Annotated in this window: 13 protein-coding genes; 4 read left to right on the top strand and 9 right to left on the bottom strand. The window is 61.1% G+C overall.

Features of this window, described 5'->3' with window-relative positions; translation table 11 throughout:
* Positions 1–58: 58 nt before the first annotated feature.
* The 9 genes from ACXX9E_RS07925 to ACXX9E_RS07885 form a co-directional block, all read right to left on the bottom strand.
* Complete coding sequence (locus tag ACXX9E_RS07925; protein WP_123470818.1) at positions 59–1,510, bottom strand: lipopolysaccharide kinase InaA family protein; 1,452 nt, start codon at positions 1,508–1,510, stop codon at positions 59–61.
* On the bottom strand, positions 1,510–2,262 hold the full coding sequence (locus ACXX9E_RS07920) for a lipopolysaccharide kinase InaA family protein (RefSeq protein WP_267798207.1): 753 nt from the start codon (positions 2,260–2,262) through the stop codon (positions 1,510–1,512). Before ACXX9E_RS07920 ends, ACXX9E_RS07925 begins: the two co-directional genes overlap by 1 nt.
* Positions 2,259–2,993 carry a lipopolysaccharide kinase InaA family protein gene (locus tag ACXX9E_RS07915; RefSeq protein WP_128616449.1) on the bottom strand — a complete coding sequence of 245 codons (735 nt, stop codon included), beginning with the start codon at positions 2,991–2,993 and terminating at the stop codon, positions 2,259–2,261. Before ACXX9E_RS07915 ends, ACXX9E_RS07920 begins: the two co-directional genes overlap by 4 nt.
* Positions 2,993–3,799, bottom strand: coding sequence for a lipopolysaccharide core heptose(I) kinase RfaP (gene rfaP, locus ACXX9E_RS07910; RefSeq protein WP_186746179.1), 807 nt, complete (start codon positions 3,797–3,799; stop codon positions 2,993–2,995). Before rfaP ends, ACXX9E_RS07915 begins: the two co-directional genes overlap by 1 nt.
* On the bottom strand, positions 3,800–4,921 hold the full coding sequence (locus ACXX9E_RS07905) for a glycosyltransferase family 4 protein (RefSeq protein ID WP_128616447.1): 1,122 nt from the start codon (positions 4,919–4,921) through the stop codon (positions 3,800–3,802).
* The gene (gene waaC / locus ACXX9E_RS07900; protein ID WP_123470809.1) at positions 4,921–5,982 is read right to left on the bottom strand and encodes a lipopolysaccharide heptosyltransferase I; all 1,062 of its coding nucleotides are present in this window, start codon (positions 5,980–5,982) and stop codon (positions 4,921–4,923) included. Before waaC ends, ACXX9E_RS07905 begins: the two co-directional genes overlap by 1 nt.
* A 1-nt stretch (position 5,983) precedes the next feature.
* Positions 5,984–7,018: a lipopolysaccharide heptosyltransferase II gene (gene waaF / locus ACXX9E_RS07895; protein WP_123470808.1), complete on the bottom strand. Its 1,035-nt coding sequence runs from the start codon at positions 7,016–7,018 to the stop codon at positions 5,984–5,986.
* A gap of 307 nt (positions 7,019–7,325) precedes the next feature.
* Complete coding sequence (gene glnE, locus ACXX9E_RS07890) at positions 7,326–10,265, bottom strand: bifunctional [glutamate--ammonia ligase]-adenylyl-L-tyrosine phosphorylase/[glutamate--ammonia-ligase] adenylyltransferase (RefSeq protein ID WP_458555255.1); 2,940 nt, start codon at positions 10,263–10,265, stop codon at positions 7,326–7,328.
* The gene (locus ACXX9E_RS07885; RefSeq protein ID WP_256198919.1) at positions 10,262–10,387 is read right to left on the bottom strand and encodes a hypothetical protein; all 126 of its coding nucleotides are present in this window, start codon (positions 10,385–10,387) and stop codon (positions 10,262–10,264) included. The genes glnE and ACXX9E_RS07885 overlap by 4 nt, the downstream gene beginning before the upstream one ends.
* 262 nt (positions 10,388–10,649) lie before the next feature.
* Here ACXX9E_RS07885 and aceE point away from each other — a divergent pair, with 262 nt between their 5' ends.
* The 4 genes from aceE (at position 10,650) to ACXX9E_RS07865 (ending at position 19,894) form a co-directional block, all read left to right on the top strand.
* Positions 10,650–13,295, top strand: coding sequence for a pyruvate dehydrogenase (acetyl-transferring), homodimeric type (gene aceE / locus ACXX9E_RS07880; RefSeq protein ID WP_123470804.1), 2,646 nt, complete (start codon positions 10,650–10,652; stop codon positions 13,293–13,295).
* An 11-nt stretch (positions 13,296–13,306) separates the two neighbouring features.
* On the top strand, positions 13,307–15,268 hold the full coding sequence (aceF, locus tag ACXX9E_RS07875) for a dihydrolipoyllysine-residue acetyltransferase (protein ID WP_457236787.1): 1,962 nt from the start codon (positions 13,307–13,309) through the stop codon (positions 15,266–15,268).
* 277 nt (positions 15,269–15,545) lie between these two features.
* Positions 15,546–16,943, top strand: a complete 1,398-nt coding sequence (locus tag ACXX9E_RS07870) for an alkaline phosphatase D family protein (RefSeq protein WP_458556573.1) — start codon at positions 15,546–15,548, stop codon at positions 16,941–16,943.
* A 254-nt stretch (positions 16,944–17,197) separates the two neighbouring features.
* Positions 17,198–19,894, top strand: coding sequence for a putative bifunctional diguanylate cyclase/phosphodiesterase (locus tag ACXX9E_RS07865; RefSeq protein ID WP_128616446.1), 2,697 nt, complete (start codon positions 17,198–17,200; stop codon positions 19,892–19,894).
* The last annotated feature ends 61 nt before the right edge of the window (positions 19,895–19,955 follow it).

Genomic DNA, 19,955 nt, shown 5'->3' with positions numbered 1-19,955 from the left:
ATGTCGCTAAATCTCGTCCTCAATCGCCGAAACCTCTGAGTGAGAGTTTCCCGGGCTTTCACCCGGCGCCAGATACATCCTTGGGCAGGCGCTGATCAATCACCTGATACAACGCACTGCTCTCGGGCCAGTTACGCATGAAGCGCGCCCGGTCGCGGGCATAAGCCGGCGCAAAACTGCTGACTGATCCATGCTGGCACATCGAATCCAGGTCGATCAGCGCCCAGCGATCGTCCTGCCAGAACAGGTTATGACCTTTGAAATCACCGTGACTGATGCGTTCGGCAATCAATTGTGCGAACAACAGATCGAGCGCCAGCAGCTCCGGCTCGGGCGCCTCGCCACTGTCCACGTAAGGGGCAAAACGCGCGATGATGTCTGGCCCCGACAGGAACTCGGTCACCAGATAGGCTCGACTGCGCAGCCACAAAAAGCGTTTCTCCAGCACCGCCAGCGGGGTCGGCGTGGCGATACCGAGAAACGCCAGGCGATTGCCTTCGCGCCACGAATGCCAGGCACGGCTCGGGCGCCAGAAGCGCTTGAGCCAATGGGCGAATCCCTTGATGTTGTAGCGCTTGATCACCAGCGTGCGCGCACCCACCTTAACCTCGCCAACGCTCGCCGCGCCGCCGGTTTTATAGAGGTGACCGCGACTGAGCAACGCATCGGCCTGCTCCAGCACCGGGATCATCGCAGCTTCTTCTTCACGACGGATCGCCCGCAGGCCAAAAGCCCCACGCCGGACACTGAACAGCGTGCACTCGCGACCAACCTTGATCAGGTAATCCTTCAGACGCCAGCGACGCACCTTGTCGATCTGCTTCTGCAAGGCTTCCAGCGGCAACGCGTGCTCGCTGTTGCTCAGCAGGTAATACACCAGCAGCTCTTCGGTAAACGGCTCAAGGCTCTTGGGCAACTGGGCGAAAAACACGCCGAGATTTTCCAGGACTTTCTGTCGCGACAACGGCTCGCCGGCGGTTTCTGCACGAATGCCGGCACCGTCGATCAAATACAACTGGCCGCCATGACGCAGCAGGTTGTCCAGATGCAAGTCTTCCTGCCAGAGGCCTTTGCCGTGCAGTTGGCCAATGGCAGCCAGCGCTTCGGCCAGGACTGCCGATTGTTCATCAGCCAGAACCGGCAGCGCCTCGACTTTCGCCCAGGCCTCGCCGAGACTTTCGGCGCCTTCAAGGTAATCGAACAGCAGCCAGCCCCCTTCGCCATCGCGCAGGCCATCGGCCAGCAGCAATGGGGTGGTCATACCCTGTGCGGCCAGCAGGCGCACCCCTTCGAGCTCGCGCTGAAAATGCCGCGATGCCTTGCTGCCGACCAACAATTTGGCCAGCACCGGACGCCCGCGCCACACACCGGCGCCGACATAGCGTTGTCCCGGCAACACTCGCAGCAGGCTCAGCAACTGCAGATCCGCCGTGCCGGCAGCATCGGCCAGCGTCACCGTCAGCGGTAGTTGCGGGGTCCGACCGACAGCGGCCAGCGCGGACAATTGCATCAGCGCGTCTCCTTGTGACTGCGACGAGCGGTCAGCCGCTCGAGCCAACGGTCGAGCAACGGGCTGTCGCTCGGCTGATCGAGATAAGCGGCCAGCAACTCACGCAACTGCGCCTCGTCCCACTCCGGCGCACGGCGTTGCAACGGTTCCAGATCCCGGATCCGGTCACGCATGCCGAACAGCAGCGGACGGGTCTTTTCCAGGTCGATGAGTTGCGCCTGATAGCCGTCCCCGGTGGCCTGCAGAAAGATGTGTTTGGGGTAGAAGCAGCCATGCACCTGACGCACGCCATGCAGATGGCGGGCAAGCAAGCCACAGGCCTGGAGGATCGCCGAGTGTTGCGCCTCACTGAGTTGCGACCAGCGTTGCAGCAGCGATTCCAGGTCGCTCCAGCCATCCAGTGCGCGGGTCATCAGGACCGCACGGACTTCGCCACCCACTTTGCGCTCACCGAAAAACACTGCTTGCAGCGCCGGGATGCCGAGCTTCTGGTAGCGTCGGATATTGCGAAACTCGCGAGTAAAACTGGGCTCGCCGAAAGGCGCATGCAACGTGCGGGTCAGGTAATTGCTCTGGCGCTTGAGGTAATAACCGCGCCCCTCCAGATCCAGACGAAAAACACTGCTCCAGCCACCCCGCCCGGTGTTCGGTTCGTCGACGGCCTCCAGTTGCTTGGCCCACAGCGCGTCAAAAGTGCCGAGGCCGTGGCGTTCAAGCAACGCACGGTCCTCTTCGGCCAGAAAATCGGTCATTCGCGTCCCTCGAAAAATCTCACCACGTGCCGAATCCGTTTCTTGTCGGCATCATTGAGCCGATCGCACTGGCGGTATTGCAGATAGAAGCGCAGGCGTTGGGTATTGGACAGGTGGTATTTGGCGAGCTTGTCGAGACAAGCCAGATCCTTGGTGATCCGGTACTTGAGCCAGAAGCCGCGCCAGAACTCGCCATTGGGGCAATCAATCAGAAAAATCCGCGCCTGGTCATCGACCAACAGGTTGCGCCATTTCAGATCGTTATGGGTAAAACGGTGATCATGCATCGTCCGGGTGTAACCCGCCAGTTGCCGGCTGACGCCATCGACCCAGGCAGGATCCTTGAGTTTCGGATCCTTGCGCTCGGCCAGGGCCGAGAGGTCTTCGGTTTTCGGCAGTTCGCGGGTGATCAGCGCGCCACGGTCGTACGCCGCACCACGTCGCTCCAGCCCCCAGGCCACCACTTCAGCGGTAGGAATACCCCATTTGGCGAAGCGCTTGAGGTTCTGCCACTCCATCTTCACGCGTGGCTTGCCGAGGTATCGGCGCAAGCCTTTACCGGCGCCGACGTAACGCTTGACGTAATAATTGACGCCGCTGCGCTGTACGCGAATGACTTCCGACAGCGGATCGCGGGTCAGGCGTTCGCCTTGCAGAGCGAACACGGCCTCGAGGCTGCCGAAGTCACTGGCCAGCTCGCCGTACTGCGGCTCAAGATTCCAGCCCGCCATCAGAGCGCATCCCCGTAACGCTGTTTGCGCGCGTAGAGCTTGTTGGCCTTGCCTTCCAGCCAGTTCAGCAACGGCGCTTCTTCGGCCAGGATCCGGCGCAGCGGTTGCTGGAAATAGCCCTTGAGAAAACGCAACTTGTCGCGGCGGGTCAGGCCGATGTCCAGAGCGGAGAAGTACAGCGCTGCCAGATCCTTGTTGCGCCAGCGTTGGGTGATCTTTGCACGGGTCTGGGCGCGGTGCAGGTCGATCACCGAGAGCTTGAAATCGTCCGGCGTCACCGGTTTGTCGGTGTGCAGCAGGAAATGGCAGATGTAGCAGTCGCGGTGATTGACCCCGGCGCGGTGCATCATGCCGGTCATGCGAGCAACTTCAGCGATCAGCGCGCGCTTGAGTTTCGGCTCGGGCGGCTGCTTGACCCAGTCGATGCTGTAGTCTTCGAGGCTGATGGTCGGCGCCAGTTCTTCGGTGACGATAAACGAGTGCTGATCGGCCGGGTTGCTGCCCTTCTCGCCGTACGCGACAGCGGTCATGGTCGGCACGCCGACTTCCTGCAAGCGCTGGATGGCTTGCCACTCCTGACCCGCGCCGAGCACCGGCAGCTTGGCGGTCAGCAAGTTCTTGAAGATTTCGCCCCAGCCAATACCTCGGTGAATCTTGACGAAAAATCCGTTGCCATCGACTTCCGTGCGTAGCGTGCGCCGAGCTTCCAGCTCGCGGTATACCTCGCCCTGCAAGCCCTCGACTTCGGCGAACGGATCGCGCCCGGCCCAGAGGGACTTGAAGGGTTCAGCCAGCATCAACTTCATTTAAGCGTGCTCCGCCAGAATCACATCGGCCGCGTGCTGCGGCATGCTGTAGAGGTCGGCCGTCTCGGCGAAGGCCAGACCATTGCGGCTCCAGGCCGCGCGTGCAGAGGCATCGTTCAACATTCGGCTCAGGTACTCGGTCAACTGCGCCTGATCGAACGGTTCGTCCAGCACCAGCCCGGCGTCCGCCTCGGCGATGTAATGCGCGTAACCGCAAACCGCGCTGACCAGCACCGGCAAACCGGCCACCAGCGCTTCGAGCAGCACCGTACCGGTGTTTTCGTTGTACGCCGGGTGGATCAACAGGTCGGCGCCCAGCAGGAAACGCGGGATATCGCTGCGACCCTTGAGGAACGTCACGTTGTCGCCCAGGCCCAAAGTTGCACTCTGCATCTGGAACAATTTGGGGTCATCCTGGCCGATTACAAACAGCCGGGTGCGTTTCTTCAGCTCGGCAGGCAACGCCGCCAGCGCTTTCAGACTGCGATCGACGCCCTTGGTCTTGAACCCGGAACCGATCTGCACCAGCAGCAACTCGCCATCCTTGAGGTTGAATTCGGCACGGAAACCGGCGCGAATCTCATCGGCATCCGCCGGGCGCCGACGATCCTGGGCAATGCCCGGCGGCAGCAGGTGGAAGCGCTCAAGCGGGGTGTCGTAATGCTTGATGAACAGCGGCTGCTGCACTTCGGAAATCATCAGCACTTCGGTTTTCGCGTCCTTGGCGAACACTGCGCGCTCGTATTCGGCGAAGTGGCGATAGCGGCCCCAGCGGCGGTACAGCGAGTGGCGCAGGTTCTGCGCCTTGTCTTCGAAGCAGCCGTCGGCGGCGTAATAGACGTCCAGCCCCGGCATCTTGTTGAAGCCGATCAACCGGTCCACCGGACGTTTGGCCAGGTCAACTTCCATCCACGCCGTGAGCTTCTCGTTGCGCCGATGATTGAACAACGCCTTGACCGGCGCCACCAGCACTTCGAAACCCGGCGGCACGTCGCCTTCCCAGATCAACGTGTAGACGCGGATCTGATGGCCGCGCTTCTGGCATTCGAGGGCGATGCGCATGAAGTCACGCTGCAAGCCACCGAACGGAAAATATTTGTACAGGACGAATGCCAATTGCATCAGCGCAGCTCCTCAGCCATCAACAACGTGCTCAGTCGGCTGGCGACACGCTCGGGGTTCAGACGCGTGAAGCACAAAGGCTGTTCACGCTTCAGGTCAAACTGACGGGCATCCTGCGCGGTCGGTTGGTAAGTACATTTCTTTTGCAGGCACGGTGCGCACGGGAAGTCGCTGGCCAGGTGAATCTGCAACTTGCCGTAGGCACCGGTCAGGCCCGGGTTGGTCGGACCGAAGAGCGAGATGGTCGGCACGTCCAGCGCGGCGGCCAAATGACCAAGGCCGGTGTCCACCGCGACACACGCCTGCGCACCGGCCAGCACTTTGCCAACGCCGGCCAGATTGAGTTTCGGCAGCACTTCAGCGTGCTTGAAGCCGGCGGCGATGCGTTCGGCGCGGGCCTTTTCCTGCGGGTTGCCCCACGGCAGTTTGACGCCAACGCCGAGATAGCCAACGCGCTCGGTCAGCTCGCGCCAATAGGCTTCCGGCCAGTGTTTGGTGTCCCACGTGGTGCCGTGGAGGAACACCACAAAGGCGTTTTTGCGCGGCAACTCGACCAGACGTTCGACGTTCAAACCGTAATCGCCCAAGCCTTTAGGCAGGTCGTAGCCCAGCGCGATGGCGAACAGTTGGCGCACGCGCTCGACGGCGTGCTGACCACGGGCCACGGCCAGTTTGCGGTCGTAGAAACGCGAAGCCATCGGCTCTCGCGCCGAACCTTTGTCGAGACCGGCCACCGGTGCTTTGACGTAACGGGTCAGCCAGGCACTTTTCAGCAGACCCTGAGCATCAATCACCAAGTCGTATTTCTGAGCGCGCACGCTTTGCTTGAAGCGTTTCCACTCGCCACTGGCGAGGGTTTTCCAGAGGTTTTTGCGCCAGCGGCGGATCGCCACCGGAATCACCTTGCCAACGGCCGGGTGCCAGGTCGGGATCTCGGCAAAGCCTTCTTCCACCACCCAGTCGAACTTGATCCCGGGGATCGCCCGGGCGGCATCGGTCAGCGCCGGCAACGCGTGGATCACGTCGCCCAGCGATGAAGTCTTGATCAGCAATACCCGCAACTTAATGAACCTCGACCACGGAGCCCTGCAACCTCTGCAAGGCATCGTTGACCGCGTCCGGCATCAGCTGGCGCAGGCAGTTGTAATGGCCGAACCGGCAGGTGCGGTCGAAACACGGACTGCACTCCAGGCCCAGACGGACGATTTCGACATGTTCGGCCAGCGGTGGCGTGAAGCCTGGCGAGGTCGAGCCGTAGACCGCCACCAGCGGACGGTTCAGCGCCGCCGCGACGTGCATCAGGCCGGAGTCGTTGGACACCACCGAGTCGGCGCAGGACAGCAGATCAATCGCCTCGGCCAGCGAAGTACCACCACTGAGGTTGACCGACTCTTCGCGCAGGCCGGGAATCAGCCGCGCGCGGATGTCTTCGCCCACCGCATGATCGTTTTTCGAACCGAACAGCCACACCTGCCAGCCTTCACGAATGCGCGCTTCGGCGACCTTGGCGTAGTGCTCGGACGGCCAGCGCTTGGATTCGCCGAACTCGGCGCCAGGGCACAGGGCCAGCACCGGGCGGTCGAGGGTCAGGCCGAATTTGGCCAGGGCCGCTTCGCGGGTCACCGGGTCGATTTGCAGGCTTGGGCGCGGATAAGGTTTCGGCAGTTCGGCGTTCGGCTCATAGGCCAGGGCCATGAACCGCTCGATCATCAGCGGATAACGCGCCTTGTCGAGAGTGCGCACATCGTTGAGCAGGCCATAGCGAAACTCGCCGCGCCAGCCGGTACGTTGTTTGATCCCGGCGAAGAACGGCACCAGTGCCGACTTCAGCGAGTTGGGCAACAGAATCGCCTGATCGTACTGGCCGGCCAGGGATTTGCCGATGCGCCGGCGCGTCGCCAATTCCAGCGCACCGTGGCCGAGCGGGAAGCTCAAGGCCTTGCGCACTTCGGGCATGCGCTCAAGGATAGGCCGGCTCCACTCGGGGGCCAGCACGTCGATTTGGCATTGCGGGTGGCGCTGCTTGAGACACTGAAACAGTGTCTGCGCCATCACCATGTCACCGACCCAACTGGGCCCAACGATCAGAATATTCATGTGGTTTCCATAAACGAACCGGGGAGGCATTTACGCCTCCCCGCCTCGATAATCACTGAGGGAGCGGCACTGCTTGCGATGGGTCATTACCTTCAACATGACTGTCGACTGTCACTCCACTATCGCGAGCAGGCTCGCTCCCACATGGTTTGTTCGTCCTGCTTCAGATCTACAGACACTGTAGATCCACTGTGGGAGCGAGCTTGCTCGCGAAGGGGCCATCACATCCGACATCGGTGTCGTCTGACACTCCGTCTTCGCGAGCAAGCTCGCCCCCACAGGGTATTGGGTGCTACACAAACCGGTTTCAGCTTAGCCCCAACTCTTTCCAGATCCGCAAAACCTGCCGGCGCTCGTCGGCAAACTGGTCTCCCGCAATCACTCCGGCGTCCTTCTGCAAGGCCTGCCGGTGGGCGGCGGAGCGGTAGGCCTTATAGGCCTCGCGCAACAGGCTGGCATCTTCGGCAGGCATCAGCCCTTCGTGTTCCAGCTCTTCCAGAATGCGGATGTTATCGGTCCAGCGCAGCAATGGCGGGTGGTTGTGCGACCACGCCAAGGCCGCGTATTGCACCATAAATTCAATATCGACGATACCTCCGGCGTCCTGCTTGAGGTCGAACGGCGCCGTGGCTTCGAAGGCATTGGCGGCAGTACCGGCCGCGGTGCCCTTGCTGCCGAGGTTGTCACGCATCTTCGCGCGCATCTCGCTGACTTCCTGTTGCAACTTCGCCAGATCCCGCGCCTTGCCCAAGACCTGCGCCCGGACTTTCTCGAACGCCTGGCCGACATCCTGACTGCCCACCAGCACCCGCGCGCGCACCAGGGCCTGATGCTCCCAGGTCCAGGCTTCATTTTCCTGATAGCGCTCGAACGCACCCAGCGAACTGACCAGCAACCCCGAGGCACCGGATGGCCGCAGGCGCATGTCCACCTCATAGAGCTGACCGGAGTTGGTCTGCGCCGTCAGCAGGTGAATGATCCGCTGGCCCAGCCGGGTAAAGAACTGCGCGCCATCAATCGGCTTCGGCCCGTCGGTTTCCGCCTGCGGATCGCCGTCATGGATAAACACCAGGTCAAGGTCCGAACCATGCCCCAGTTCCAGCCCGCCGACTTTCCCGTAACCGACAATGATGAAGCCGGGATCGCACAAAGTGCCGTCGGTGCGCAGCGGCGTGCCGTACTTGGCCACGGTCTGGCGCCAGGCCAGCGCCAGGACTTGCTCGAGAATCGCTTCGGCCAGCCAGGTCAGGTAATCGCTGACTTTCATCAGCGGCAGACTGCCGGCGATTTCCGAGGCGGCGACGCGCAAGCGATGCGCGAGCTTGAAGTGACGCAGGGCTTCCATCTGCTGCTCGAGGTCGTCCTCGGGAATCCGCGTCAGGCGCTCGCGCAACTCGGCAGCCAGTTCTGGCGCCAGCGGTGGCTTGAACAGCCGGCCTTCGTTGAGCAGCTCATCGAGCAGCAGCGGGAAACGGGTGATCTGCTCGGCAATCCACGGGCTGGCCGCGCACAGCGTCAGCAAGCGTCGCAGGGCTCCGGGGTTTTCCGTCAGCAACACTAAATAAGCCGAGCGCCGGGCGACCGCTTCAACCAGCGGCAGTACACGCTCGAGCACCAGATCCGGATTGTCGTGCTCCACCGCCTGCGCAAGCAGACGCGGAATAAAGGCATCGAGCCGCTCACGGCCCAGACGCTGCATCGCCCGCAACTGCGGGCTGCTGCGCAAACTGGCGAGGGCTTTGAGGGCCTTGGTCGCATCAGCGAAACCGCCCTCCTCCAACTGCCGGCACGCCGCCTCTTCGTCCTGCGCCTCTTCCCACAGTGGCAGCCACTCGCCGCCCACCACCACCTCACAGCTGGCGCCTTCTTCCTCATCGGGGTCGGCAATCACTTGCGCGAAATGCCAGGCCACGCGACCGCGCCAGAACATCAGCTTTTCGTGGAACGCCTCCCAGTCGGCAAATCCGAGCATGAACGCAATGCGTGCCTGATCCTGAGCGCCGTCCGGCAGCATCTGGGTCTGGCGGTCGGCAATCGCCTGAATCGCATGTTCGGTGTAGCGCAGGAATTCGTAGCCTTCGCGCAATTCGCTGATCACCGCCGGCGGCAGATAACCCTGCCCTTCCAGTGTGCTCAATACTTTTAATAGCGGACGCTGTTGCAGGCTCAGATCACGCCCGCCGTGAATCAGCTGGAAGGCCTGGGCGATGAACTCGACCTCGCGGATACCGCCGGAGCCGAGCTTGATATTGTCGGCCATGCCCTTGCGCCGCACTTCCTGCTGGATCAACTGCTTCATGGTGCGCAGCGCTTCGATCGCCGAGAAGTCCAGATAACGCCGGTAAACGAACGGCCGCAGCATGTCGAGCAACTGCGCACCCGCCACCTGATCGCCGGCCACCACCCGCGCCTTGATCATCGCGTAGCGCTCCCAGTCGCGCCCCTGATCCTGGTAATACTGCTCCAACGCATTGAAGCTCAGCACCAGCGCGCCGGACGAACCGTAGGGGCGCAGGCGCATGTCGACGCGGAACACGAAACCGTCGACGGTCATCGGGTCCAACGCCTTGATCAGGCGCTGGCCGAGACGAATGAAGAACTCCTGATTATCCAGCGCGCGTTTCACTCCGACGGTTTCGCCGCCCTCGGGGTAGGCGAAGATCAGGTCGATGTCGGAAGACAGGTTGAGCTCGACCGCACCGAGCTTGCCCATGCCGAGGATGACCATTTGCTGCGGCAACCCGCTGCGCCGGCCGGTGGGCGTGCCGAACTGCTGGCAATGGCGGCTGTACAGCCATTGATAGGCCTGGTCGATGGTGGCGTCGGCCATGTCCGAAAGGTCGCGGCAGGTCTGCACCAGATCGGCCTGACGATTGAGGTCACGCCAGATAATCCGCACCTGATGGCGCGCGCGCTGGCGACGCAGCACACGACCGAGTTCGTCTTCGCTCTGCGCTTCGCTCACGGCGGCGGCAATCTGTGCACAGAGTTCACCCGGCGCGAAAGGCCGATCGAGCTCGCCGGACTGCACCAGCGACAACAACATCAAAGGGTCACGAACGCTCTGTTCAATGACAAAATCGCTGGCGGCACTGACGCGGGCAAATTGCGCCCAGCGCTCCGGCGTCCAATTGGCGAAGCCGTGATCGTCTTCCAGCGAGGCGACGGCCGTACGGAACGACTGCTCGGATCGAGTGACCAACGGCAGGAGAATGGCGGGCAGATCGGCAAGCACGGGCAGGGTCATGGTCTATCCTTGATCGGCGTGTAAATGGCCGCTTGTAGTGTTTGATGAAAACCCGCTACGCGAAGGACTGTCGAACAAAAGTTAGAAATAGCTGAAATTTCTTCTTCTTTAGCATCCAGCATCAAAGTTTCACCTTTTACGGATGGTAATCGACCAACCTTAACGATTATTCTCACAACGCAGTCGGAGGCCACAAGCCTTTCATCTGTAGTTTTACTACTCGTCTATACATCCGAAAGGCTGAAATGCTCAAAGATTTGTAGTAAAACTACACGCCGCCGGAACAACCTGTCGGCAATCCAAGAATTTTAAATCGTCTGCCCACAAGGCCAGTCGCAAACTCAGGCAACCGATTCTGGAAGCCTTTCCGCCCTGGAGCAAGCCATGCAAGACCTCGATCCCGTCGAAACCCAGGAATGGCTGGACGCCCTGGAATCGGTTCTCGACAAAGAAGGCGAAGACCGTGCTCACTATCTGATGACCCGTATGGGTGAACTCGCGACCCGCAGCGGCTCGCAGCTCCCTTACGCCATCACCACGCCTTACCGCAACACGATCCCCGTGACCCACGAAGCACGCATGCCTGGCGACCTGTTCATGGAACGCCGCATTCGCTCGCTGGTACGCTGGAACGCGATGGCCATGGTAATGCGTACGAACCTGAAAGATTCTGACCTGGGTGGTCACATCTCCAGCTTCGCCTCCAGTGCGACTCTGTATGACATCGGCTTCAACTACTTCTTCCAGGCCCCGACCGACGAACACGGCGGCGACCTGATCTACTTCCAGGGCCACACCTCGCCAGGCGTTTACGCCCGCGCATTCATGGAAGGCCGCATCACCGAAGACCAGATGAACAACTTCCGCCAGGAAGTCGACGGTCAGGGCCTGTCGTCCTACCCGCACCCTTGGCTGATGCCTGACTTCTGGCAGTTCCCGACCGTATCCATGGGTCTGGGTCCGATCCAGGCGATCTACCAGGCACGCTTCATGAAGTACCTGGAACACCGCGGTTTCATCCAGCCAGGCAAACAGAAAGTCTGGTGCTTCCTGGGCGACGGCGAGTGCGACGAGCCGGAATCCCTGGGCGCGATCTCCCTGGCCGGCCGCGAGAAGCTGGACAACCTGATCTTCGTCATCAACTGCAACCTGCAGCGCCTCGACGGCCCGGTTCGCGGCAACGGCAAGATCATCCAGGAACTCGAAGGCGTGTTCCGCGGTGCTCAGTGGAACGTGACCAAAGTCATCTGGGGCCGTTTCTGGGACCCACTGCTGGCCAAAGACGTCGACGGCATCCTGCAGCGTCGCATGGACGAAGTCATCGACGGCGAGTACCAGAACTACAAAGCCAAAGACGGCGCGTTCGTTCGCGAGCACTTCTTCAACACGCCTGAACTCAAGGCGATGGTTGCCGATCTGTCCGACGACGAGATCTGGAAACTCAACCGTGGTGGTCACGACCCGTACAAGGTCTACGCGGCGTACCACGAAGCGGTCAACCACAAAGAACAACCGACCGTTATCCTGGCCAAGACCATCAAGGGTTATGGCACCGGTGCCGGCGAAGCGAAGAACACCGCGCACAACACCAAGAAAGTCGATGTCGACAGCCTCAAGTTGTTCCGCGATCGTTTCGACATCCCGGTCAAGGACGAAGAGCTGGAGAACCTGCCGTTCTTCAAGCCAGAGCCAAACAGCGCCGAAGCCCGCTACCTCAGCGAGCGTCGTGCTGCACTGGGCGGTTTCGTTCCGCAGCGCCGCGCACAGAGCTTCAGCGTACCGACGCCGGACCTGGATACTCTGAAAGCCATCCTCGATGGTTCGGGCGACCGTGAAATTTCCACCACCATGGCCTTCGTGCGGATCCTCGCGCAACTGGTCAAGGACAAGGAAATCGGCCCGCGCATCGTTCCGATCATCCCGGACGAAGCCCGTACCTTCGGTATGGAAGGCATGTTCCGTCAACTGGGCATCTACTCCTCCGTCGGCCAGCTCTACGAGCCAGTCGATAAAGACCAGGTGATGTTCTACAAGGAAGACCAGAAAGGTCAGATCCTTGAAGAAGGCATCAACGAAGCAGGCGCCATGAGCTCGTTCATCGCCGCCGGTACTTCGTACTCCAGCCACAACCAGCCGATGCTGCCGTTCTACATCTTCTACTCGATGTTCGGCTTCCAGCGTATCGGTGACCTGGCCTGGGCCGCTGGCGACAGCCGCACCCGTGGCTTCCTGATCGGCGGCACCGCCGGACGTACCACCCTGAACGGTGAAGGCCTGCAACACGAAGACGGTCACAGCCACCTGCTGGCCGCGACCATCCCGAACTGCCGCACCTACGATCCAACCTACGGCTACGAGCTGGCGGTGATCATTCAGGACGGCATGAAGAAGATGACCGAAGAACAACAGGACATCTTCTACTACATCACCGTGATGAACGAGTCGTACCAGCAGCCAGCCATGCCGGCCGGTGCCGAAGAAGGCATCAAGAAAGGCATGTACCTGCTCGAAGAAGACACCCGCGACGCGGCGCACCACGTTCAGCTGATGGGCTCCGGCACCATCCTGCGTGAAGTCCGTGAAGCGGCGAAGATCCTGCGTGAAGAGTTCAACGTCGGCGCCGACGTGTGGAGCGTCACCAGCTTCAACGAACTGCGTCGCGACGGCCTGGCCGTGGAGCGCAGCAACCGCCTGAAGCCTGGCCAGAAGCCTAAGCAGAGCTACGTCGAAGAATGCCTGAGCGGCCGTAAAGGTCCGGTCATCGCATCGACCGACTACATGAAGCTGTTCGCCGAGCAGATCCGTCAGTGGGTACCGTCCAAGGAATTCAAAGTCCTGGGCACCGACGGTTTCGGCCGCAGCGACAGCCGCAAGAAACTGCGTCATTTCTTCGAAGTCGACCGTCATTTCGTGGTGTTGGCAGCCCTGGAAGCACTGGCTGACCGTGGTGATATCGAACCTAAAGTCGTGGCCGAGGCCATCGTCAAGTTCGGCATCGACCCGGAAAAACGCAACCCACTGGACTGCTGAGGAGACATTTTGTGAGCGAACTCATTCGCGTACCTGACATCGGCAGCGGTGAAGGTGAAGTAATTGAACTGTTTGTGAAGGTCGGCGACCGCATCGAAGCCGACCAGAGCATCCTGACCCTGGAATCGGACAAGGCCAGCATGGAAGTGCCAGCCCCGAAAGCCGGCGTCATCAAAAGCCTGAAAGTGAAGCTGGGCGACCGTCTGAAAGAAGGCGACGAACTGCTGGAGCTGGAAGTCGAGGGCGCCGCGCAAGCGGCCCCTGCTCCTGCTGCGGCACCGGCTGCCAAAGCTGAAGCCAAACCAGCCGCCGCTCCTGCTGCCGCTGCACCAGCCGCTGCCCCTGCGGCCGCTTCGGTTCAGCAAGTGCACGTGCCGGACATCGGTTCGTCGGGCAAGGCGCAGATCATCGAGATTCAGGTCAAGGTCGGCGACACCGTCGAAGCTGATCAATCGTTGATCACCCTGGAATCCGACAAGGCGAGCATGGAAATCCCGTCGCCTGCCGCTGGCGTGGTCAAGGCCATCAGCGTCAAGCTCAACGACGAAGTCGGCACCGGCGACCTGATTCTGGATCTGGAAGTGGCGGGTGCTGCGGCCCCTGCTGCGGCCGCTCCGGCTCAAGCTGCTGCGCCAGCCGCTGCCGCTGCGCCTGCTCCTGCAGCAGCCCCGGCTGCGCCAGTGGCCGACAGCGTTCAGGACATCCACGTTCCGGACATCGGTTCGGCCGGCAAGGCCAAGATCATCGAAGTGCTGGTCAAGGCTGGCGACAGCGTTGAAGCCGACCAGTCGCTGATCACCCTGGAATCCGACAAGGCGAGCATGGAAATTCCATCGCCTGCCGCTGGCGTGGTGGAAAGCGTTTCCATCAAGCTGGACGACGAAGTCGGTACCGGCGACCTGATCCTCAAGCTGAAAGTCAAAGGCGCGGCGCCTGCTGCTGCCCCGGCGCCTGCTGCCGCTGCTGCACCGAGCGCTCCAGCACCAGCCGCTGCTGCTCCGGCTGCCGCTGCACCTGCTGCTGCCGCTCCGGTTGCTGCTCCAGCCAAGCCAGGCGCGAAAGTTCACGCCGGCCCGGCCGTGCGTCAACTGGCCCGTGAGTTCGGCGTCGAGCTGAGCGCCGTTGGCGCCAGCGGTCCGCACGGTCGCATCCTCAAGGAAGACGTGCAGGTTTACGTCAAGGCGATGATGCAGAAGGCCAAGGAAGCGCCGGCTGCTGGCGGTGCCACCGGTGGCGCGGGCATCCCGCCGATTCCGGTCGTGGACTTCAGCCGCTTCGGCGAAATCGAAGAAGTGCCGATGACCCGCCTGATGCAGGTCGGCGCTGCCAACCTGCACCGCAGCTGGCTGAACGTGCCACACGTGACGCAATTCGACTCGGCGGACATCACCGAGCTGGAAGCCTTCCGCGTGGCGCAGAAAGCCGTTGCCGAGAAGGCCGGCGTCAAGCTGACCATCCTGCCGCTGCTGCTCAAGACCTGTGCGCACCTGCTCAAGGAACTGCCGGACTTCAACAGTTCGCTGGCGCCAAGCGGCAAGGCGATCATTCGCAAGAAATACGTCAACATCGGCTTCGCGGTCGACACCCCGGATGGCCTGCTGGTACCGGTCATCAAGAACGTCGACCAGAAGAGCCTGCTGCAACTCGCTGCAGAAGCCGCTTCGCTGGCTGAAAAAGCCCGCACCAAGAAGCTGTCTTCGGACGAGATGCAGGGCGCCTGCTTCACCATTTCCAGCCTCGGCCACATTGGCGGCACCGGCTTCACGCCGATCGTCAACGCGCCGGAAGTGGCGATCCTCGGTGTTTCCAAGGCCACCATCCAGCCAGTCTGGGACGGCAAAGCCTTCCAGCCGAAACTGATGCTGCCACTGTCGCTGTCCTACGATCACCGCGTGATCAATGGCGCTGCCGCTGCACGCTTCACCCAGCGTCTGGGCAGCCTGCTGGGCGACATCCGCACCATCCTGCTGTAACCGAACAGGCCCTCCGGCAACGGAGGGCCTGTTGCGTCACCCTTTCGAGCGCCACACGCTCGTACCTCAACCCCGTCAGTTTGACGGGGCTTTTTTTTGCCTGGCGAAAGCCACCCTCAAGATTTTTCCCACGAGTTGTACTGATATCAGCTACGACCCGAGTCCACTTCGCGCCGATATTTTTATGCGCCAGATAACTAATCTTGGCACTGCAAAGCCAACTAACGCGTTTTGCCTTATTTATTCTTATCAAGCATTTATTCGAATGGACTCATTCATGTTCAAACCCACTATCGGCCCGATCATTGGCCACGTCACAACTAACCATGCACGCATTTTTATTCGCGGCGAGCATCAAAACAATGCAACCTTATTTGCGGCAGTTCGTTATCGCGCTGTCGACTCCCAACAATGGTCAAGCGTGACTTTCGCCAGACTAAGCGAATTACGTGACATGTCAGAAGTACTGACACTCAACAACTTGAATGCGGATACCGAGTACGAATACCAGGCCATGTGGTTCAGCCCGATGAATCCGGTACACACCGTCGACAGCGTGGCGGAGTTGCCCCTGCAATGGCCACGTGAGAGCTATCGCTTCCGCACGCGTTCCGCCCAGGCCTTGCAGCCCAGAGCCTACATCATCGGCTCCTGTCGCTACTTGCGCATGACCGCCGGCATCGCTTCGCTGCCGCAGTTGGGCGACCGGATCTTTGCGTCCATCAACCAGTTGATCGAAGGTGCGCAACCGCCGGTCAGTGCCACACTCATGACCGGAGACCAGATCTATGTCGATGATCTGAACCTGATCGCCCCCGACCGGGAATATAAAGACATCCTTCTCAAGTACCGCGCCGCATTCTCGCAACCGCATATACAACGGCTGATGTCTGGAACGTCGACTTACATGATGCTCGACGACCATGAAATCGAAGATAACTGGCCGGCGAACGCCGGAAAGTCCGACCATGAGTTATACCGCAACGCCATGGCTGCCTATGAGTTGTATCAAGCCAGTCACAGCCCGGCACATTCACTGACAACTAACGGTGAAGTTGACCGCTCGAAACTTGATCATTACTGGTATCAATTCAGTGACGGCGATATTGAATGGTTCGTGACCGACAGCCGCACTCGCCGCAACTTGTCGGCCGATAATCGCCGTATCCTGGATGAGGCGCAGGAACAGGCGTTGCTCACGTGGCTGGTCAACAGCCCGGCACGGGTCAAGTTCGTGGTCACCAGCGTGATGTTCTACCCGGATCGCAAACGGCATGGCAACGATGCCTGGAAAGCCTTCCCGGAACAGCGGCTGCGGCTGCTGGAAACCATCCGCACCCAGCGCATCAGAAATGTCGTGTTTGTTTCCGGCGATGTGCATGGATCGCTGACTGCACGCCTGAGCCACAGCGAAGACGCTGACTTCGAAGTGCACACCATCGTTTCCTCGCCACTGTGCAACAGCAAGCTCCTGCCCTATGCCAAAGCCTCCACCTTCATCCTCGATCAGCCGCTGGTGCGCACGGCAGCGGGCGATTATCGGCATGAGCTGACCAGTGCGGTGGTCAGCGAGGACAACTTCGCCCATGTCGTGGTCGAGACTGATCATATTTTGATCAATTACCATGATCGGGATGGCAAGAAGCTGCAATCCGTCAGGATCAAACTGCGCTGAAATCGAAAAAGATCGCCGCCTGCGGCAGCGCCTGTATGGGTAGGCGTCCCCTGTAGGCGCTGCTGCAGGCGGCGATCCTTTGCTCTTTTACAAGAGGCGCTGGAGAAATGCCCCGCGCGGCCGACACATTCTTATAGCACTTGGCCTTCATCTCTCTTGTCAGTCAGTGCCGCAATGATGCAACCTTGCCGCAGGCAACAGTTAAGAGGGCGAGAGCCCGGCGCGTTCAGCATATTTCCAAGCGAGTTCCCTTCATGAAGAGCCAACCCGATGCCGCCAGCCGTATGGCGGCCGAGGTAGTGACGCAGTTGCCTGTGCCCTCGCGGCTCGGCATGCTGCGTTTCGAGCGCTTGAATGAAGCCAGTTGGGCGATGCTGTTTCTCGACCCCAACTGCGAGCGCCAGTTCGGTCAACCGGCCGTTGAACTGTGCGCACTGGTCGGCTCGCCGTACGCCAGCCTGATGGAACCCGAAGCGCGCTATCAGTTGCATGACACCATCCAGCAGCAGCTCGGCACCAGCCCGCACTATCTGGTGCGCTACACCCTGCACACCGCCGCCGGCACGCTGAGCGTCCTGGAATTGGGTGAAGCCTATAAACAACACAATCGGCACCTGCTGCGCGGCTATCTGCTGGCAGTCGACGATGTGTTCGACGAAGCGTCGTCACTGCCCTCGGTCGACCTCGAAACCCAGAACTCTCGCCTGCAGATCGCCCTGGAACTGAACCAGCGCGCCCAGCAGGAGCAACTGCAGCACCTCGAACGCGTGCGCGCCCAGCAAGACCTGATTCTGCTGCTCGCCCGCCAGCGCTACAGTTCGCACAATTCGTTGCAGGAAGCCGCCGAGCTGATCACCCGCTGCGCCTGCGACATCTACGAGATCGACTGCGCCAGCCTGTGGAACCTCGAAGGCCAGCAACTGGTGCCGATTTCGGCCTACCACCGCGCGACCCAGGAATACATTCTCCCGGATGTGATCGACGTCAGCAGCTTCCCCGACTACATGGAAGCGCTGCACAGCAGCCGCGCCATCGACGCCCATAACGCGATGCGTGATCCGCGCACCCGCGAGATGGCCGAAGCCCTGCGCCCGCGCGACGTCAACGCCATGCTCGACGCGAGCATCCGCGTCGATGGCCAGGTGGTTGGCGTGCTGTGCCTGGAACAGACCGGCGTCACCCGCGCCTGGCAGTCCGACGAAATTGCGTTTGCCGGTGAGCTGGCCGACCAGTTCGCCCAGGTCATCAACAACCACAACCGCCGCACCGCCACCAGCGCCCTGCACCTGTTCCAGCGTGCCGTGGAGCAAAGCGCCAACGCCTTTCTGCTGGTCAACTGCGACGGTGTGGTCGAGTACGTCAACCCCAGCTTCACCGCGATCACCCAGTACACCACCGAGGAAGTCCATGGCCAGCGCCTGTCGGAGCTGCCGGCTCTGGAAAACCTCAGCGAACTGCTGTTCGACGCGCCCTCGGCGCTGGCCAAGAGCAACAGCTGGCAGGGCGAATTCAAGAGCCGCCGGAAAAACCTCGAACCCTACTGGGGGCAGCTGTCGATCTCCAAGGTCTACGGCGACAACCGCGAACTGACCCATTACATCGGCATCTACGAAGACATCACCCAGACCAAACTGGCGCAGCAGCGCATCGAACGTCTGGCCTACACCGACAACCTGACCAACCTCGGCAACCGTCCGGCGTTTATCCGCAACCTCGACGAACGCTTCGCCCGGGACAGCGATACGCCGATCAGCCTGTTGCTGGTGGACATCGACAACTTCAAGCGGATCAACGACAGCCTCGGTCACCAGACCGGCGACAAACTGTTGATCAGCCTCGCCCGGCGCCTGCGCAACAGCCTGAGCCCGAGCGGCAGCCTCGCCCGGTTCGCCAGTAACGAATTCGCCGTACTGCTCGACAACACCGATCTTGAAGCCGGCCAACAAATCGCCAGCCAGTTGCTGATGACCCTCGACAAACCGATGTTCGTCGACAACCAGTTGATCAGCGTCACCGGCTCGGTCGGCCTGGCCTGCGCGCCGCTGCACGGACGCGACCCGCAAACCCTGATGCGCAACGCCGGGCTGGCCCTGCACAAGGCCAAGGCCAACGGCAAACATCAGGTACAGGTTTTCACCGAAGCACTGAACGCCGAGGCCAGTTACAAGCTGTTCGTCGAAAACAACCTGCGCCGCGCCCTGACCCAGAACGAGCTGGACGTGTTCTACCAGCCCAAGCTGTGCCTGCGCAGCGGTCGCCTGCTGGGGATGGAAGCGCTGCTGCGCTGGAATCACCCGGAGCGCGGCATGATCCGCCCGGACCAGTTCATCAGCGTCGCCGAAGAGACCGGCTTGATCATTCCGATCGGCAAGTGGATCGCCCGTCAGGCCTGCCGCATGAGCAAGGCGCTGACCGCCGCGGGCATGGGCAATCTGCAAGTGGCGATCAACCTGTCACCGAAACAGTTCTCCGATCCGGATCTGGTCGCCTCGATCGCCAACATCCTCAAGGAAGAAGCGCTGCCGGCCAACCTGCTGGAGCTGGAGCTGACCGAAGGCCTGCTGCTGGAAGCCACCGAAGACACGCACTTGCAGCTCGACCAGCTCAAGCGCCTGGGCCTGACCCTGGCCATGGACGACTTCGGTACCGGTTATTCGTCGCTCAGCTACCTGAAGAAATTCCCGATCGACATCATCAAGATTGATCGCAGCTTCATCCACGAAATCCCGGACAACCAGGACGACATGGAAATCACCTCGGCGGTGATCGCCATGGCCCACAACCTGAAGCTCAAGGTCGTAGCCGAAGGCATCGAGACTGCCGAGCAACTGGCGTTCCTGCGCCGTCATCGCTGCGACGTCGGCCAGGGCTACCTCTTCGACCGGCCGATCCCGGGCAACGAGCTGATCCACGCCCTCAAACGCTACCCGCGCGGCCCGCTCTGCCTTTAATCCTCTACATTTCCCTGTAGGCCTTCGCCTGCTCGCGATAGCGGTGGGTCAATCAACTATT

It is taken from the genome of Pseudomonas sp. GNP014, from assembly GCF_054344005.1.
The sequence above is the reverse complement of the archived record's forward strand: the minus strand, read 5'-3'. Positions and strand labels throughout refer to the sequence as shown.

Excerpts from the sequence above, each read along its gene's own strand:
- glnE (WP_458555255.1), bottom strand. The coding sequence starts at position 10,265 with ATGACCCTGCCCGTGCTTGCCGATCTGCCCGCCATTCTCCTGCCGTTG.
- ACXX9E_RS07905 (WP_128616447.1), bottom strand. The coding sequence starts at position 4,921 with ATGCAATTGGCATTCGTCCTGTACAAATATTTTCCGTTCGGTGGCTTG.
- aceE (WP_123470804.1), top strand. The coding sequence starts at position 10,650 with ATGCAAGACCTCGATCCCGTCGAAACCCAGGAATGGCTGGACGCCCTG.
- ACXX9E_RS07885 (WP_256198919.1), bottom strand. The coding sequence starts at position 10,387 with ATGCTGGATGCTAAAGAAGAAGAAATTTCAGCTATTTCTAACTTTTGT.
- rfaP (WP_186746179.1), bottom strand. The coding sequence starts at position 3,799 with ATGAAGTTGATGCTGGCTGAACCCTTCAAGTCCCTCTGGGCCGGGCGC.
- ACXX9E_RS07865 (WP_128616446.1), top strand. The coding sequence starts at position 17,198 with ATGAAGAGCCAACCCGATGCCGCCAGCCGTATGGCGGCCGAGGTAGTG.
- ACXX9E_RS07915 (WP_128616449.1), bottom strand. The coding sequence starts at position 2,993 with ATGGCGGGCTGGAATCTTGAGCCGCAGTACGGCGAGCTGGCCAGTGAC.
- waaF (WP_123470808.1), bottom strand. The coding sequence starts at position 7,018 with ATGAATATTCTGATCGTTGGGCCCAGTTGGGTCGGTGACATGGTGATG.
- ACXX9E_RS07920 (WP_267798207.1), bottom strand. The coding sequence starts at position 2,262 with ATGACCGATTTTCTGGCCGAAGAGGACCGTGCGTTGCTTGAACGCCAC.
- ACXX9E_RS07870 (WP_458556573.1), top strand. The coding sequence starts at position 15,546 with ATGTTCAAACCCACTATCGGCCCGATCATTGGCCACGTCACAACTAAC.
- ACXX9E_RS07925 (WP_123470818.1), bottom strand. The coding sequence starts at position 1,510 with ATGCAATTGTCCGCGCTGGCCGCTGTCGGTCGGACCCCGCAACTACCG.